Source organism: Gracilimonas tropica DSM 19535 (assembly GCF_000375425.1).
Classification (GTDB): domain Bacteria; phylum Bacteroidota; class Rhodothermia; order Balneolales; family Balneolaceae; genus Gracilimonas; species Gracilimonas tropica.
The window spans coordinates 239,771-257,265 of the sequence record NZ_AQXG01000004.1; the positions used below are offsets into that span (position 1 = coordinate 239,771).

The following is a 17,495-nucleotide window of genomic DNA, read 5'->3' on the forward strand; positions in this document are numbered from 1 at the left end:
TAGTCCGCTGCGTCGAGAAAATCGCTTTTTCCTCCTTGAATAACAAGGCAGAATAGGTCTAAATATGAACACGGATTTATTTGATTTCGCAGATCATGCTAACTGGTACTTCCCCTATTTTTGAAACTACATCTCTTCTTCCTCTCACACCATACGTTCTTGATTTAATTTAATCCGCCCATTCATTCACTTCCAACTGACGAGGAGCGACTCACTCACAACATGCGCTCTGCGTTGTAGCGGATAAGAGATGACTTTGCGGATCTTGTACACTACCTTCCACATCTATCAAAAGCAGATTATTGAAAACAATTACAAAAACATACGAAACCTCTTTCCGGGAGCGCGGATCCAAATTCATTGGGTTTCTTTTTCCGGTCGAAACAGAAGACGATTTCCAGGATCAACTTGATCAGCTTAAATCCCGATACCCCGATGCCACTCACCATTGCTGGGCATGGCGCTTAAATCCGGCTCAGCCCAAAGAATTTAGTTCCGATGACGGAGAACCTTCAGGCACAGCCGGGCTGCCGATTTTGAATCAACTCAAATCATTTGAAGCGGTAAATGCAGGAATGGTGGTAGTCAGATATTATGGAGGTACAAAATTAGGGAAGCCTGGTTTGATTGAAGCTTATGGAAGGAGCACTCAGCTTTGTCTGGAATCAGCACGTTTGATTGATATTCGTCCCGTAAAGATCTTTGAGATTAGATATTCATATTCTGAGGAAAATACCATCCAAAAATTGATCAATGATTTTGATTTAAAAGTTACTGAATCAGAATATCTTGAAACGGTTCGATTGAAAGTTGCCTGTCCGCTGGAAACCGCTGATGCCTGTCAAAAAAATTTAGCCGGACTAGAGCACCTTAAAATTGAATTCAGTGAGATTGGGAAATCTTACATTTAGAATACATGTTGTTTATATTCAAAATGAGGTGATAACAATGAGCAACGAAAATTCAACAACAGCAAAAAAAAGTAAAGACAAAAAAATACACCCTGCAGTCGGGATGTGGAAGGACAAATGGCCCAATTCAAAATCCAGCAAGGAAGTGGCTAAAGAACTAAGGCGTAAACAATGGCAAAGATCTTAGTAGATACAGATATTCTGATTGAAATTTTTCGGGGAAATGAAGAATTACATGAAATTCTTCAAAATCATGACTGTTCGATATCTGCGATAACCTATATAGAGTTAATTCAGGGCGAGAATACGAGCCGCAAAGAAATCGAATTAATTGAAAGCTACATCTCAAAGTTTCGTTTTTGGCATATCTCAAAAAACATAAGTGAATTATCAATTGGTTTAGTTAAAGAATACAGTCCAAGTCATAACCTTAAGTTAGCCGATGCTATTATTGCTGCAACGGGAATTATACATGAACTGTCACTATTTACTAACAATAGAAAAGACTTCCTCTACCTACCAAAACTCACCCTTTTTTAATTCAGTGATTCATTAACTCAATGTACCTTATCCCTCAAACCCCTATTTTCTAAATAAATTTATGGCTATGAAAATTTACACCAAGAAAGGCGACAGCGGTAATACTTCCCTCTTCGGGGGACAGCGTGTTTCAAAAAGTTCCAAACGCATTGATGCATACGGCACTGTTGATGAGTTGAACTCCATTTTAGGAATGGCAACTTCCTTTGGTCTTTCAAAAAAAGGATCGGAATTATTGGAAACCGTTCAGCAACAATTATTCGTTTTGGGAGCCGACCTTGCGACTCCCGCCTCTAAAGAAGTCAGAATTGAGCGGATCGGCCATAAGGAAGTGGAATTTCTGGAACAGGCCATAGATGAAATGGAAGAAGAACTGGAGCCACTCAAGAATTTTATTTTGCCCGGTGGAGCACAAACAGGAGCCACACTTCATTTTGCCCGCACGGTTTGCCGTAGGGCTGAACGTATTACTGTTGAGTGCCGGCATGAAGAAGAGATCTCCGAAGTAGCCATTATGTATATCAATCGACTTTCTGACTTCCTTTTTGTACTTGCCCGATTTGAAAACAAACAGGCCGGAACAAAAGAAACAACCTGGATTCCGGAACGATAAAGATGTCGCTGAGCAACAAAACTAAAAATTATATACGTAAGCATTACTCCAAAAAGAGTGCGGCAAAAATTGCCTCCGATCTCAATGTAGAGGAATCCGAAGTACAGGAATTTATTGAAGAGATCAGCGAACCCCTTCCCTTCAAAAAGAAAGTCGCTTTTTATGCTATCACGGTTTCTATTCCCATTCTATTCTTTGTGATCCTGGAAGTGACCTTGCGTGGAATTGATTATATGGGAAACACTGAGCTCTTCATTGATCCCAATATCCCCTCTGAAGAATATTTAATGCCTAACCCTAATTTTGCTTCGCGTTATTTCTTCTACACAAAGACCATTCCCAATCCGTCCGTAGATGTATTTTTGAAGGATAAACCGGAAAACAGCTATCGCGTGTTTGCCATGGGTGGCTCAAGTGCGGCGGGATATCCTTATGGATACAATGGTACATTTTCTCGCTTAGTGGATGATGTGCTTGCAGATGCCATGCCTTCCCGTGAAGTGGAAATAGTAAACGTAGCCACTTCGGCCATCAGCACATACACGCTGTTTGATCAGGTGGATGAGATCCTGGAGCAAAAGCCCGATGCCATTATGATCTATGCCGGGCATAACGAATTTTATGGCGCACTTGGTGTTGGATCCAACGAAAACCTGGGTGCTTTTCCCGGCTTTGTGCGCACTTACCTGAAACTGCAGCGCTTCAAAACTTTTTTGTTTTTACGGGAGCTGATCGTGGATGCAGGGCAATGGATCTTCGGATCAAACGGGTCGGCCGGAGGAACCCTGATGGAGCGTATTATCAGCGATCAATCGATTGAGTTGGATGGGCCGGAATATCAACTTGCGATGAAGCAATTTCAAAGCAATATGGAAGCCATAATTTCTGCTTTTCATGATCAGGATATACCGGTTTATTTATCTACCATTGCAAGTAATGTAAAAGATCAGCCCCCTTTTGTGACGGTTGAACAAGAGGATCACCCCGCGGCCAGTGTGGTGTATAATAAAGCACTTGAAAGTTATGCCGAAGGAGATACAGCATCTGCCAAATCGCAGTTTGAATATGCCAAAGACCTGGATGGCTTGAAATTCAGGGCTCCTTCTGGTATCAACAAGATCATTAAGCAGTTGGCACAGGATTTTGATAATGTCCGTTTGGTAGACACCCATCAAACAATGGAAATGGAATCTCCTGATGGTATTATCGGGGAAAACCTGATGCTGGAACACCTTCATCCCAACCAAACCGGATATTACCTGATGGGAAGATCTTTTTCCAAGAAAATGCTTGAAGAACTTTCGGGTTCAGGCTTGGTGGAAGATCAACCCTCAGAATTTGAGTCCTACTTCGATGAAATGTTCATCACAGAATTTGATGACCGGATCGTTCATCATCGCCTTCGAACCTTAAAACAAGGCTTTCCTTTTGTTATCAACCAGCAAGTGAATCCTTACCAATTCAATTACCAACCCTCAGGAATTATGGACTCTCTGGCATTTGGTGTTGTTCATAAAGATATACGCTGGGATGCCGCAAAGGTGGAATTAGCACAATATTATCAGCGTGAAGGCGAATCGGAAAAAGCACTTCAGGAATATTTCAGCCTGATAAGAAATCAACCCTGGAATGATTCGCCCTACGTATTTGCAGCCCGAATTTACCTGAACCAAAATGATTTTAAGAATGCTGAACCATTGCTGGAAAAAGCCTACGAATTAGCTCCTAAAGAAGCATTTACCACCAAGATGCTGGGAGCAATTAAACTCAATAAAGGGCAAACTCAACAAGCGATAAAATACCTCGAAGAATCACGAGCGCTCAATCCAAACGATCCACAAATGCTTTATAATCTATCGGGTGCTTATGGTACTAATCAGGAATTTCAAAAAGCACTGGAAATTGCTGATCAGGTTATCGAGCTCAACCCTAATTTTCCGGGTATTCAACAGTGGAGAGCACAACTCATTCAAATTTTAAACCGACAAAACAACTAATACACATGGCTTTAATGATTTCCGTCTCGGGTATCCGGGGAATTTTCGGTACCGACCTCACTCCTCAAAATCTTTCTAAATTCACGGCCGCTTACGGAACCTGGCTTAAAGGGGGAACCGTAGTTGTTGGCAGGGATTCCCGAGTAACAGGACAACTTTGTGAAGATATTGTTTCAGCAACGCTTGCAAGTGTTGGTTGCGATGTAGTAAAAGTGGGCATCGTCCCAACCCCAACTGTAGCCATGGGTGTTTTGAAACATAAAGCAGCAGGGGGAATCATCATTTCTGCAAGCCACAATCCTGCTGAATGGAATGCTTTGAAATTACTAAACGAGAAAAGTGAGTTTCTGGATGCGGATCAGGGCAAGAAAGTGATCGAAATCTCAGAATCCGGGGAATTTGCATACCAACCTTATGATAAGATCGGTACTATTTCGGAGGATCATGATTTACTGGATGATCACATCAATGAAATTCTGAATTTGCCATACATCAATGCTGATGAGATTGCTGCCAAAAATTTCTCAGTTGCAGTGGATGCCGTAAATGGAGCCGGCTCTAAAGCTGTTCCCCGTTTGCTGGAGAAATTGGGAGTAAAAGCGGTCCATAAACTGCATTGTACTCCAAATGGAATCTTCCCTCATAATCCAGAACCTCTTCCTGCACATCTTACCGAAATATGTGAGTTGGTGAAAGAGAAAAAAGTAGACTTAGGCGTTGTCACCGATCCTGATGCCGACCGACTTGCCTTAGTGGACGATACCGGAAAATTATTTGGCGAGGAATACACCCAAGCCACCGCCTTCGATTTCATTCTTTCAAAAAAACCGGGAGCTTGTGCTACCAATCTATCTTCATCGCGCGTATCGGATGATGTGGCTCGCGAGCATGGCCAAAAATGCTATCGCTCTGCGGTTGGAGAGATCAACGTAGTAAAAGTGATGCAGGCACAAAATGCCGTAATTGGCGGAGAAGGAAATGGCGGAGTGATCTGTCCAGACCTGCATTATGGTCGTGATGCCTTGGTTGGCATTGCCTTTGTTTTGCAGCATTTGGCCGAAAAAGGCATGAGCTCTTCTGACTACCGGGCTTCACTCCCTGATTACTTCATGAGTAAAAATAAGATCCAGCTGGATGAACTTGGTAAAGATGCCGATGAAGTACTTGAAATGGTAAAGGAACACTTTTCAAGTTTAGAACCCAACACCGTAGATGGTGTTAAAATTGACTTTGCCGAAGGCTGGGTCCACCTAAGAAAATCGAATACAGAACCTATTATACGCTTATATTCAGAAGGAAGATCTCCGGATGCCGCCGAGGCTTTTGCCAATAAGATCTTTGACCTTCTAAAGCAATGATATTTCGTTGATCACGTTTTTAACTTCCACAAAATCAGTCCATAGATCCATGAAAACTGCCCACACTTTTACAACTGCTTTATTACTCGCACTGATGATTTCAATGCCGGTACATGCCCAGAATTCTCCGGATGATATCGTTTATACTGAACAGGACGTAGCCATTTTCTCTGATATTGTTCAGCAGTTTGAAGGCAAACGAGACCAACCGATATCCACGCTGATTCCAGAGATCGGAAAGTACTTTATCGGAAATGAATATGTAGCACATGCACTGGAAGTAACGGACGAGGAAAAACTGGTGGTAAATCTTCGGGATCTTGATTGCACGACCTATGCTGAAAATCTTTTAGCCATTGCCCGAACGTTAAAATCAGATGAAGTCAATTTTGAACGTTATGTAAAGGAACTGGAAAAAATCAGATACCGGGATGGAAAACAAGGAGATTATCCAACAAGGCTTCATTATTTCAGCGACTGGATCTATGATAACGCAGAGGAGCGTTTAGTTACAACACCGGCCGACAGTTTTGGGGAACCCCTTTCAAAAGACATCAACTTTATGTCAACACATCCCGAGAGCTACAAGCATTTACGACAGAACCCTGCGTTTATTTCTGTTGTTAAAGAACAGGAGCACAAAATTTCGAACCGATCTTATTTCTATGTGCCCAAAGAATCTTTGCCTCAAAAAATGCATTTATTGAAAGAAGGAGATATCATAGGTCTTACTACAAGTATTGACGGACTTGATGTTGCTCATGTTGGTATTTTGGTTAAGGTGGGAGAAGAATTCCATCTTATGCATGCCTCACAATCGAATCTCAAAGTAGAAGTATCAGAGGAACCGCTGATGTCTTTTCTGAAACCAAATTCAAGTAATACCGGAATTATGGTAGCTCGGCCTGTAGAATTAAACCAATAATTACTTTTATACCTATTCATCATGCTTACCTGGAATGATCTTAAGAATTTTGCCAAAAATGGAAATCCCGAACCGAAGAAAAAGATTGAGAAATCGGATGAAGAATGGAAAAAGGAATTAACTGATGAGCAGTTTTCCATCACCCGGCTGAAAGGAACCGAACGACCGGGCTCCAGTGACATGTGTTACAAATTTGATCCCGGTTTATACGAATGTGTTTGTTGCGGTACCAATTTATTTGATGCAACAACCAAATTTGAAAGCAACTCGGGATGGCCTTCTTTCACCCAGCCTGTTCAAGAAAATGCCGTCAAATACTCCATGGATTATACCCATGGCATGGTACGCATCGAAGCCTTATGTAATACCTGTGATGCCCACCTTGGCCACGTATTTCCGGACGGACCAAAACCGAGCGGACTTCGATATTGCATTAATGCCGTGAGCCTTAAAAAAGTAGAAACTCAGGCAGCATCTTAATTATGTGAGTTCGACATAATAAGTATCAAGCTTAACAGACTACATAGCGATTGTGGTCATTCGTGCAAAGGCAGAAATCTGTATATAGCTATAAAATCAGAGGTGGATATCCTGGGGAACTATTAGGTTTCGGGTATACGCCGCCAAATGACTCTCGACGTGTGAAATATTGAACCGAACTGACGTAAATATCATGTCAGCTATCAGCTGTTATCTTTGTTTATTTTTGGAAGGTAGTCTTCCGGAAGCATTTTACAAACCGGCACGTACCGCCAATATCCTTTTAGCTCAATAGAATTTTTATCTTTTAGAAGGCCGTTCCTGGTAAACTCAGCCGACCAGCCATTCAACGATATCCAGGAAGTTTGATACCGGTAATTTTGAAGCCCCATAATTCTATCCGGATCATCCACACCTTGTTCAATATATTCTATCCTGATCTCCTCATCAGAACGCAATAAGTAATTTTCATTTTCGAAACTTGGCATAACGATCTCACTCTTCTCCTTTTCAATGTCACTCACAGAAGATGAAGAATAAGCCATCGCTGTAGTGTTTGTCACAGCCTGCCCCGAAAATATTCTATAACCAAAATAAAGTGGACTTTTTTCACTAGCCATGGCAATTAAAAAGTGGCGAAACGAACCCTCAAAGAAATCCTTTCTTCGTTGCTCCCACTCTTCTTCTTGTTGCTTATTTATGGGTTCAAGTTCTTCAAAGAAATAGGATGCGTCTACATTTTGACCTATGATCTGGCTGTATTCTTTGGCTACATATTCTTCAAGAAACACGTGAATGCGATAACCCAACTCGTAATTCATTACTACCAACTCTGTAGGTTCGTTTACCCATGTTACCCCTTCTTCCTCATTGTCCGCAAAACGCACATCTTCCGGATTCTCCAATCCGCATTTCAAGTCATCATCTGTAATGTAATAGTTGACAAAAGTATTTAGTGTTTCTTGCTGGGGGTGAGCCACGTTTTTGGCTTTGCGTTTTGTATTAGCATCATCAACTTCACGATCCCGCAAAAAAGAAGGGATCTTTTCAGCATTAATGGTAACAGATTGTCGAACTCCTTTACTTCTTATCAGATTCACCTTCTTCTCTGATTCCTTAAAATCCGGGTGATCTACATAAACTTCATAGTAACCGGCAGGAAGCTGAATCGAAAAAGCACCCATATCATCTGTAGTAGTGTATTTTGTTGTTCCACCAATCAAAATATCGGCTTCCGCAATAGGTTCATTTGATTCTATGTCAACAGCCTTTCCGGTTAATGTTACCAGCGGAACAGAAGCTGTCTCATTGATGACAACATTAGAATTCGAACATGCTGCAAAAAAAATAACAATGGACAGTACAGCAAGTTTAGTACTTAAAAAACGAAATAAGCTCAACGTATTTATTCTCAATTATTAGTTTTTGATAATTCTCTTATATGAATAAGAATTTAAGATCTTAAATTAGCTTTTTATTGGCTTTAGGTTTAGGTGTTTTTCATCTTTTAAAACTTCAGATAAAAACTTCTTTCTATTTAGAAAAGGGAAATTGCCAGCCCCACACTCAACTCAACCCTATGCAGTCTCCTTGTTTCATTTACTGATTCATAAAGACCTAAAACATCAAACGCGTACTGAATCCCACCTAAAATACTTGTGTTTGCATCCAGGGCATATCTTAAGTCTATCCCCGGTTCTATAAACAGGTCAAATTCTTTAATTTCATCTGTAAGCTCAATCTCAAACTGTATATATTTATTTTCACTTACCCTTTGAGAATACCATTCCCCTTTATATCCGGAAATAAAAGCCGGTCGAATATTCGCACCCATCCCTATCTCAATCACATTCTTCAGAAACGTATACCTTAACCCTACCGGTAATTCTATCATTTTAAAAGAATACGAGAGCTGAATTTCATCCGGAAGATCAGCATCATATAAATTCCCGAGATTAATACTCTTGTACCGTCTATCAAAGTTTACTTCTGAGAAAGCAGATCCAATCAGGATGTTGATATCAGGAGCCGGTTCGTACATCAAATTCACGCCAATATGTGTCCCCGCACCCATTTCGGATTTGAATCCGTCATTTTGACTGATATCAAAAGTTGAAAAATTTGGTCCGGCCAAAATTTCTAAACGTGTCTCCTGTGCATATAACGAAACAGCTGATGCAAGAATTGATATCAGCACAAACCCTAAAAATGATTTCATAAATTGTTGAATTTTTTTCTGATGAATAGCACGATCACTTACCAGGGATTTTCCAAGTCTCCTTTGATATAGGTATGCTCCCTGAACTCGAACATGCTCCCTTTATTATCTTTTAAGCGCATCGGGTCGTTCCCGAACAAGCGAAATAGAAATGCAACAGGGGTAACGATCAGGTAATAAACCAGCGACAACAACACCCTTGAATTAAGCCAACCCAAAACTTCAGCAACTTTATACCAAAGCCAAACAATTCGATTCCCGACCGGAGAAACAAACGACAGCAATCCTATGATACCGGCCGCATAAACCAAATAAACCGTATTGAAGATCCAGCTTAGCACCAATAAACCGGTTACGATCACCAGCTGCGTTTTCGGGGTAGCCGGATCTTTCTCTATGTCTAAAAGCTTTTTAGGTTGAAACATATATATGCATTTATGCAATGAGGTGAATAATCATCCTTACAAAGCTTAAAATAAAGTATATATAAATGGCGCTATGGAGGAGCCGCCGCCTATTACAATTAAAAACCCAAGCAGAAGCAAGACGATTATAACCGGAGCCAGCCAAAACTTCTTCCGCTGCTTCATAAAATTCCAAAGGTCTTTGAGTGTTTCCATGATCTTCACATTATTCGCTACAACGCAGGACGTTTATAGCAATTTATATTCTACATATTACAATTCTGGTCCCTGTCGCTCTGCGCTAGAACCTTTTTAATCCATTTCAAAATTTATTTCTTTTTCCCATTTGGGTTGAGCCGGTTTTTCAAATACGTAATTTCCAATTACAAGATAATCCATTTCTGTATTCATAAAACAGCGGTATGCATCTTCCGGTGTGCAAACAATGGGTTCGCCCCTAACGTTAAAACTGGTATTCACCAACATCCCAACACCAGCCTGTTCTTTAAACGCATTCAAAAGTTTCCAATACCTTTCGTTTGTCTCGGGGTGAACCGTTTGAATGCGGGCCGAAAAATCAATGTGCGTAATGGCTGGAAATTCAGACCGGCTAAAAGCTAATTTTTCTCTGAGAGGCAGACGGTGATAATTTTCAGGAAGTTCTTTGCGGTATTTCTCTTTTACATTCTGAACCAAGAGCATGTACGGAGAATCAGACTTCATCTCAAAAAACTGATTAGCGTCTTCTGCCAAAACAGAAGGCGCAAAAGGCCGGAATGATTCCCGGTATTTGATCTTTAAATTCAGCTTCTTCTGCATCTCCGGATTTCGAGGGTCTCCTAAAATACTGCGATTCCCCAAGGCACGCGGACCAAATTCCATTCTTCCCTGAAACCACCCGACTACATTACCCTCCCCCAGCCATTTTGCCACTTTTGGATACAACTCTTCTTCAGTACACTGCTGAAAAACCGGCTTGAATTTCTTCAAGTTCTTCTTAATCTCAAATTCATGAAAATGAGGACCTAAATAAGCCCCTTTCATACTATCAGGTTTACGGGCTTGGCGCTTCTCCCCAAAAAAGATGTGATACGCTGCCAATGCTGCTCCAACTGCCCCACCCGCATCACCTGCGGCAGGCTGGACGAATATATTATCAAAAATACCTTCATTCTGAATTACTCCGTTGGCCACACAATTAAGGGCAACACCACCGGCCAAACACAAATTATTTGACCCGGTCAATTTTTTTGCCTCTTGGGCCATTTTCAGCACGATCTCTTCCGTTACTTTTTGAATCGCTAACGCCAGGTCAGCCTCATGCTGTTGCAGCTCTGACTCTTCTTCCCGTTTAGGAAACCCAAATAATTCTTCCCATTTTTTCTCATGAACCATTTTAAGTCCGGTTGCATAATCAAAATAATCCTGGTTTAGGAAAATCGACCCATCTTCACGAATATCTACCAGCGTTGATTTGATCTTTTCTATGTATTCCTGAAGCAGCTTTGAATTTGGATTGCCGTAGGGAGCTAAACCCATCAATTTGTACTCCCCTGAATTCACCCTAAAACCCAGATAATAAGTAAAAGCAGAATACAACAGCCCCAATGAATGAGGAAATGTAAGTTCCCTCAGAATCGTAATTTCTTCCTTATCCGCAGAACAGACAGAAGCCGTAGCCCACTCTCCAACTCCATCAATTGTCAGTATCGCAGCCTCTTCAAATGGAGATGGATAGAATGCACTTGCAGCGTGGCTCAAATGGTGTTCTGGGAATAAAAATTTCACTTTCCCTTTATCATATGCACCCACTTTTTGAAGTCCCGCATGCATTTCCCTTTTCATGAACATCTTTTCCTTCAGCCAAACCGGCATTGCTGTAAAAAATGATCTTACCCCACGAGGTGCAAATGAAAGATAGGTCTCCAGCAAGCGTTCAAGCTTTAGCAACGGTTTGTCATAGAACGCTATCGCATCCAGTTCATTCAGGGATGTTCCGGCCTCTTCCAAGCAATACCGAATAGCATGCTCCGGAAACCGCTCATCATGTTTTTTTCGGGTGAACCGCTCCTCTTGAGCTGCAGCTATTATCTGTCCATCCCGCAAAATACATGCGGCCGAATCATGATAAAAAGCTGAAATTCCAAGGATATTCATAGCAGAACAATTTAAAGGCACTGAAGATAGTAAATCCTGACAAGCATTCACTACTCATCTAAAGCCTATTTATTGCCAATAAATTTAAGAGTTGTAATTTCTTATAGCCCGCATACTTTTGTATTTTCTGCTTCAATTTTCATCATCAAGAAATTTATGATCATATCGATGACAGGATTTGGTCGTGGTGAAGCTTCAGAGGAAGGCATCACGGCTACAGTCGAAATCAAATCTCTTAATAGTCGCTATCTTGACCTATCGACCCGGCTTCCACAGCAATTGCAGGATAAAGAGCTTGAGGTTAAAGAGTTGGTTCAGAAGACCATCAATCGCGGTAAGCTGAATATCACGGTTTATATATCAGAGTCTGACGAAGCCGGACCTTCCATCCAAATAGATGAAAAAAAGGTTAAAGGGTACACCCGAATCCTTAACGACCTTCGAAAAATAGCCGGAATCGATGATCCGGTCACTATTTCCAATATCACACAGTTTGGTGATGTTTTTGTGAAAGAGGAAGAAGATGAAACCGTAGTTGAGAAAAAGTGGTCGGTTGCAAAAAAAGCTTTGGAAGATGCTTTAAACTCACTCCTGAAAATGAGAACCCAGGAAGGCAATCAGCTAAAAAATGATTTGGTTGATCGTATTGAATTCATTGATGAAAATATTGAGGTCATCACAAATGAAACCAATGGAAGAGCAGGTGAAACAAGAGACAAACTGCTGGAACGTATTCAAAACCTGATCGAGGACGATAAAATTGACGAAGAACGCCTGGAGCTCGAAGTGGCCATCCTGGTAGATAAAATGGATGTAACCGAAGAGATCGTTCGACTGCGTTCTCACCTTAAATTCTTTCTGGAAGCGGTTGAACAACCCGAACCTGCCGGGCGAAGGCTTAATTTTCTCACGCAGGAGATCAATCGCGAGCTAAACACGATTGGATCCAAAGCCAACAATTCTGACATCGCCCAATATGTGGTGAAATGTAAAGAAGCGCTTGAACAGATACGTGAGCAAGTTCAAAACGTTGAATAAAAATTTAATTCAAAAAATTGGTTGCAATGCAGAGCATTTGGAACCGGTAAAACTTTCCTAATCCCTTGCTCCACATTGGAGCAAAAATTGTATTCTTTTAAATGGACAAAAAAGGTAAAGTCATCATACTTGTAGCACCCAGTGGCGGAGGAAAAAGCACCCTCGCGCGCCGGCTGTTCAAAGACTTTGATAATATAAAATTCTCTGTTTCGGCAACTACCCGGCCCCAACGTGATTACGAAGTCGATGAAAAGCACTATTATTTCATCTCTGATGAGGATTTTGACCAAAAAGTAGCCGCCGGAGAATTTCTTGAATGGGAAGAATTCTATGGCGGAAAGAAATATGGCACGCTTCGTTCTGAGGTTGATAAAAAACTAAATTCAGGCTATTTTGTTTTGCTTGATATCGAAGTAAAAGGTGCCGTTAATATCAAAAATATTTACGGTGATGAATGCCTCAGCCTATTCATTAAACCCCCTTCGATCGAGGTATTAAAGCAGCGCTTGGTTGACCGTGGCACTGAAAATGATGAAACACTCAATTTGCGGTTAGCACGAGCTGAAAAAGAACTTGATTATGCTGATCGGTTCGATCAGGTAATTATTAATGACGATTTAGATGCAGCTTATGAGGAAGTAAAAAAAGCTGTGGTCAAATTCATGAATCAAAATTGATATTATGTCAGTTAAAACATTAGATGTCGAAAAATTAAAATTCAAAACCGGAAACAAGTACGAACTGCTTGTGATCCTTTCCAAGAGAGCCCGACAAATTGCTGCTCAGGAGAAATTAGAACTCGACGAAAAATTACAATATTTCGAAGGTTTTGAAGAAGAGGATGAGTTTTCATTCAACGAAGAGCAGGAAAATATCTCAAAAGCTTTTGAGAAACTTCCACATCCTACCCAACGTGCTGTTACAGAAATGGAGAACGACGAGATCTACTACCGTCACCCTGAAAAAGAACTGTAATTATGCTCTCCGGTAAACGCATCATTTTGGGTGTTACCGGAGGAATTGCAGCTTATAAAGCTGCTTTCTTATTGCGAGAATTTCAAAAAGCGGGAGCTGAAGTCCGCGTCACCATGACGCCCTCGGCCACCCGCTTTGTTGGTTTAGAGACTTTTGCTTCGCTATCCGGACATGAGGTTGCCGTTGACATTTTTCCCGATCAAGGGGAATCCAGCGACTGGACCCGGCATATCAATTGGGGCGAATGGGCTGATCTTTTTGTGATCGCTCCCTGCACCGCCAATACGCTCGCCAAAATTGCTTCCGGCATTTCAGATAATATGCTAACGAGCACAGTGCTTGCCGCTCGCTCCCCTATATTGATCTGCCCCACCATGGATGGCGAGATGTATGAATCGCCGGGTGTTTCCAGGAATCTAAAAATCATCCAGGAACAGGGATATCAAGTTTTGGAACCGGAAAGCGGATATCTGGCAAGCGGCCTGGAAGGAAAAGGCCGGCTTCCTGAGATAGAAGATATTCTGTCAAAAGCATCCGAAATCATTGGATCAATCAAAGGACCGCTGGAAGGTAAAAAAGTGGTTGTTACCGCCGGCCCTACCCGAGAACACATTGACCCGGTTCGTTTCATCTCCAATCCAAGTTCAGGAAAAATGGGAGTTGCTATGGCTAAGGCAGCGCAAAGTTTGGGTGCGGATGTTACCCTTATACATGGCCCTCTTTCCATTCCCAAACCCGACGATATTCATTCCGTTTCCATTACCAGTACAGCGGAACTTTTTGAAGCAGTCAAGGAATATCAACATGCCGATGTGATCATTATGGCTGCAGCAGTTTCCGATTTCACCCCGGTTGATGTACACAAAAATAAAGTGAAGAAATCGGTGGCGGATAGCGAGATCAAACTCACCAAAACACAGGATATATTAGCATGGCTGGGAGATCATAAAAGAGAAGGCCAAACGCTCATTGGCTTTGCCATGGAGACTGAGAATCTGATTGAAAATGCAACTTCAAAGCTGAAAAAGAAAAATGCCGATTTTATCATCGCCAACTCTCTTACGGATGAAGGCGCCGGTTTTGAGTCTGATACGAATACAGTTCATTTACTCGGAAAAAATTCCAGTCAAAAATTTCAGGGCCCAAAAAAAGATATCGCTATTGAGATCCTGAATACAATTTTTCGCTGAAAAGTAATGAAGTGATAAAGTTACTGTAAAATCCATTTACGGCAGATTTTAACTGACATATTTTACAAAACACTCCCTCTCAAACACCCTACCCCACCAAACCACTATGCCACTTCATTACTTAATCACTTCATCACTAAACCATCCATTTATATACCCGGTAGGTTTTAGCAATTTTGCATCCTAATGCCTCCAAACTTCGGCGCATGATCCAGTTCTTTTCGCTGACAAAGCCTCCTTCCAGTATTTTTAAATTGGGATAGTGTTTTCGGGTCCAGCGGGCTCCTTCGATAAATGCCAACGCTTCCAATCCCCTGCCCCGATATTTCGGATCGGTTCCAAAAGCGAGTGGGCGGAATTTTTGCGCTCTTTTCTTGAAGCCTATCAGCTTGGGCAGATGCCACCATTTTAGTTTTCCGTTGGTTTGAGCTGAGATCTCATGCAGGTCGGGTACGCTCACCAAAAAAGAAGCCGGTTTTCCATCCACAAAAGCAATTGGGGAAGTTTCCGGCATCAATACCGGCTTAAGTTTGTTGACCATCTGTCGAATGGTTTCTCTGGAGATTCCAATAAACTCCTCTTCCCGCTCCTGCACCACCTGATCGTGAAAAGCCCGGTTGTAAATTTGCCGGATCAATTCTCCGTCACGCATCAGGTTCTTTTTGTCGATAGGACGAATTTCAACATTCTTTTTAGCCTTAAGCCGCTCTGTGATCCGCAATAAACGCTCAGGCAAAGGTTGATCCATGGGCAGCTGATACATGAACAAGTCATCGAACTTTTCAGGACCGGTTTGCTCTATGAGTTCCTCGTAATAAACCTGATGATAAAGCATCCCATACACATTAGGATCATTAAATCCGTCGATCAAAATGCCCCAAAAAGTGTCGTTTTCTCCAAAATTGATCGGGCCGCGAAACCCGCTGTTTCCTTTTTTATGATGCCACTTTTTAGCGAAATCAATGATAGTGGAAGCTACATCAGGATCATTCTTCATTTCAATAAACCCAATTCCTCCCAGCTTTGGGTCATAGCGTTCGTCTTTTTCCGGATCTGAAAATACGGCAAAGCGGCCTGCAACTTCAGTTCCGTCAAGCACCAAATAACGTTCACATTCTCCACCTTTTTGAAAACGTTCGTTTTTTTGTCGGTCGAATACGTTCTCAATTTCAAACCGGAAAGGCGGACGGTACCAGGGATTGCCTGCGTGCAACCGGGCAGGAAGATCATGAAAGGCTTCAACCTGGTGCTTTGTCTCTACTTTCTGAAGTTGAAATGGCATATCTTTCTTTGCGCAGAAGTTTATAGATTGCGTTGAAGGTAAATTAATGAAATTAAGGAACCAAGCTTGGGTTAAAGGCTAAGATGAAGAACGGGAAAAAAATTGTAACGGCGTTACTAGCTCTTACCTGTATCATAAGTGGGATTATTTTGGCATCTACTCCGGCTCCTAAATTTTACCGGATAGAAGATTTTGCTCAGCTTGATTCCCTGCTTCAACAACAATTTCAAGACTCCGGAATAATACCTTCCCAAATTCAATCCAGCATCATACATGTAGATTCGGTACTGACACGTAAAGAATACAGGATTGAAGTACCTTCCCGCTTTTCAAAAACAATGTTCCATATTGAACTCGATAAGCAGCTTTCTCCTTATGGCCTGGAGACTCCCGCTCGTGTTCATTTTCCTTCAAGAGACATGAATATTTACGTTTATCATGATAAATCCGTATTGCGTACCATACGGTTAACCACGGATCCTGAGCTTGACAGCTTGCAAACCCAATAGCCCACATAGCTAAATATGCCAACCCGAAAGAACATACTTAAGCGCCTTGAATTGCAGGAGTTTCCCCAACCGGAATTGGTGAAATTAAAGCATCCGGTTTTTCTTTGTCACGGGTATGGCGCCATTGGTTCTGTGGTAAAATCAGGCCCGCTTCATGATCCTTGTATGCATATTCGCAGTCATGGTGTGGTAGCCATTGCCCCTAACACGGTTCCCTATGCCAAGATTGAAACCAGGGCAGAAAACTGGATTCGCCTTATCCAAAAGTTTTGCACCGACCATGGTTATCGAAAAGTAAATGTGGTTACCCACAGTATGGGAGGGCTTGATATGCGTTGCGCTTTGTCTAAGATGGACGCAGGGGAGTTTGTTGAAAGCCTGACGACCATTGCTACACCCCATCACGGTTCAAGCCTTGCCGATTTGGTTCTTAAAACACCCGATGGAGTAATGGAGAAGTTGAGCGAAATGTTTGACTGGTTTGGGGATAACATGTATCCAAAAACAAAAAGTGATGCGCTTGGCTCTCTGGAACAACTCACCTGCGGTTATGCCCGGGATATCTTCAACCCCGATCATCCTGATGTAGATGAAGTTTCTTATTACTCTTACAGTGCGGCAGTTGGTAAAGGCACAAAATTCCCCATCAACCCGGTTTTAAGATTTCAGAACAACCAGATCTTTGATAAAGAAGGTGAAAATGATGCTTTTGTGTCGGTAAAAAGTGCAAAATGGGGCACTCACCTGGAAACCATCCCCTTGTCTCATCTTTCCCAAATGCATCTTCAAATGAATAAAGAATCTTCAAAGATCTATGATACCTTTTGGCTGAACGTGCTAAAACGGTTAGCAGAAAAAGGGCATTGAATCACTACAAAACTTTTTATCAATTTTAGCC

19 protein-coding genes are annotated in these 17,495 nt (G+C 41.7%); 13 read left to right on the top strand and 6 right to left on the bottom strand.

What is annotated here, in order from left to right; genetic code table 11:
* The first annotated feature begins 302 nt into the window (after window positions 1-302).
* The 7 genes from B151_RS18375 to msrB all read left to right on the top strand — a co-directional run bounded on the left by B151_RS18375 (window position 303) and on the right by msrB (window position 6,824).
* Window positions 303-911 (top strand): IMPACT family protein, encoded by a 609-nt coding sequence (locus B151_RS18375; protein WP_020403353.1) that lies wholly within the window; start codon window positions 303-305, stop codon window positions 909-911.
* A gap of 171 nt (window positions 912-1,082) precedes the next feature.
* Window positions 1,083-1,451: a PIN domain-containing protein gene (locus B151_RS0109315; protein WP_020403355.1), complete on the top strand. Its 369-nt coding sequence runs from the start codon at window positions 1,083-1,085 to the stop codon at window positions 1,449-1,451.
* A gap of 67 nt (window positions 1,452-1,518) precedes the next feature.
* On the top strand, window positions 1,519-2,064 hold the full coding sequence (locus B151_RS0109320; protein WP_026166595.1) for a cob(I)yrinic acid a,c-diamide adenosyltransferase: 546 nt from the start codon (window positions 1,519-1,521) through the stop codon (window positions 2,062-2,064).
* A 2-nt stretch (window positions 2,065-2,066) separates the two neighbouring features.
* Entirely contained in the window at window positions 2,067-4,061 is a 1,995-nt protein-coding gene (locus tag B151_RS0109325; protein ID WP_020403357.1) for an SGNH/GDSL hydrolase family protein, read from the top strand.
* 5 nt (window positions 4,062-4,066) lie between these two features.
* The gene (glmM, locus tag B151_RS0109330; RefSeq protein ID WP_020403358.1) at window positions 4,067-5,419 is read left to right on the top strand and encodes a phosphoglucosamine mutase; all 1,353 of its coding nucleotides are present in this window, start codon (window positions 4,067-4,069) and stop codon (window positions 5,417-5,419) included.
* Between the two features lie 49 nt (window positions 5,420-5,468).
* Window positions 5,469-6,344 carry an N-acetylmuramoyl-L-alanine amidase-like domain-containing protein gene (locus B151_RS0109335; protein WP_020403359.1) on the top strand — a complete coding sequence of 292 codons (876 nt, stop codon included), beginning with the start codon at window positions 5,469-5,471 and terminating at the stop codon, window positions 6,342-6,344.
* 21 nt (window positions 6,345-6,365) lie between these two features.
* Entirely contained in the window at window positions 6,366-6,824 is a 459-nt protein-coding gene (gene msrB / locus B151_RS0109340; RefSeq protein ID WP_020403360.1) for a peptide-methionine (R)-S-oxide reductase MsrB, read from the top strand.
* A 203-nt stretch (window positions 6,825-7,027) separates the two neighbouring features.
* Here msrB and B151_RS0109345 read toward each other — a convergent pair whose 3' ends face one another.
* The 5 genes from B151_RS0109345 to B151_RS0109365 form a co-directional block, all read right to left on the bottom strand.
* Window positions 7,028-8,239 (bottom strand): carboxypeptidase-like regulatory domain-containing protein, encoded by a 1,212-nt coding sequence (locus B151_RS0109345; RefSeq protein WP_083909893.1) that lies wholly within the window; start codon window positions 8,237-8,239, stop codon window positions 7,028-7,030.
* Window positions 8,240-8,361: 122 nt separating this feature from the next.
* On the bottom strand, window positions 8,362-9,042 hold the full coding sequence (locus tag B151_RS0109350) for a hypothetical protein (protein WP_020403362.1): 681 nt from the start codon (window positions 9,040-9,042) through the stop codon (window positions 8,362-8,364).
* A 38-nt stretch (window positions 9,043-9,080) separates the two neighbouring features.
* Window positions 9,081-9,467: an SxtJ family membrane protein gene (locus B151_RS0109355; protein ID WP_020403363.1), complete on the bottom strand. Its 387-nt coding sequence runs from the start codon at window positions 9,465-9,467 to the stop codon at window positions 9,081-9,083.
* 45 nt (window positions 9,468-9,512) lie between these two features.
* Window positions 9,513-9,665, bottom strand: coding sequence for a DUF5989 family protein (locus B151_RS20170; protein WP_342665928.1), 153 nt, complete (start codon window positions 9,663-9,665; stop codon window positions 9,513-9,515).
* A gap of 93 nt (window positions 9,666-9,758) precedes the next feature.
* Entirely contained in the window at window positions 9,759-11,603 is a 1,845-nt protein-coding gene (locus B151_RS0109365) for a carbamoyltransferase family protein (RefSeq protein ID WP_020403365.1), read from the bottom strand.
* A 156-nt stretch (window positions 11,604-11,759) separates the two neighbouring features.
* Here B151_RS0109365 and B151_RS0109370 point away from each other — a divergent pair, with 156 nt between their 5' ends.
* The 4 genes from B151_RS0109370 (at window position 11,760) to coaBC (ending at window position 14,806) form a co-directional block, all read left to right on the top strand.
* Window positions 11,760-12,641: a YicC/YloC family endoribonuclease gene (locus B151_RS0109370; protein WP_026166597.1), complete on the top strand. Its 882-nt coding sequence runs from the start codon at window positions 11,760-11,762 to the stop codon at window positions 12,639-12,641.
* A gap of 101 nt (window positions 12,642-12,742) precedes the next feature.
* Window positions 12,743-13,318: a guanylate kinase gene (gene gmk / locus B151_RS0109375; protein WP_020403367.1), complete on the top strand. Its 576-nt coding sequence runs from the start codon at window positions 12,743-12,745 to the stop codon at window positions 13,316-13,318.
* 4 nt (window positions 13,319-13,322) lie between these two features.
* Entirely contained in the window at window positions 13,323-13,616 is a 294-nt protein-coding gene (locus B151_RS0109380) for a DNA-directed RNA polymerase subunit omega (RefSeq protein WP_020403368.1), read from the top strand.
* Between the two features lie 2 nt (window positions 13,617-13,618).
* Window positions 13,619-14,806 carry a bifunctional phosphopantothenoylcysteine decarboxylase/phosphopantothenate--cysteine ligase CoaBC gene (gene coaBC, locus B151_RS0109385; RefSeq protein WP_020403369.1) on the top strand — a complete coding sequence of 396 codons (1,188 nt, stop codon included), beginning with the start codon at window positions 13,619-13,621 and terminating at the stop codon, window positions 14,804-14,806.
* Window positions 14,807-14,942: 136 nt separating this feature from the next.
* Here coaBC and B151_RS0109390 read toward each other — a convergent pair whose 3' ends face one another.
* Complete coding sequence (locus tag B151_RS0109390; protein ID WP_020403370.1) at window positions 14,943-16,088, bottom strand: hypothetical protein; 1,146 nt, start codon at window positions 16,086-16,088, stop codon at window positions 14,943-14,945.
* An 83-nt stretch (window positions 16,089-16,171) separates the two neighbouring features.
* Here B151_RS0109390 and B151_RS0109395 point away from each other — a divergent pair, with 83 nt between their 5' ends.
* Window positions 16,172-16,597, top strand: a complete 426-nt coding sequence (locus B151_RS0109395) for a hypothetical protein (protein WP_020403371.1) — start codon at window positions 16,172-16,174, stop codon at window positions 16,595-16,597.
* A gap of 15 nt (window positions 16,598-16,612) precedes the next feature.
* Window positions 16,613-17,464, top strand: a complete 852-nt coding sequence (locus B151_RS0109400) for an esterase/lipase family protein (RefSeq protein WP_020403372.1) — start codon at window positions 16,613-16,615, stop codon at window positions 17,462-17,464.
* The last annotated feature ends 31 nt before the right edge of the window (window positions 17,465-17,495 follow it).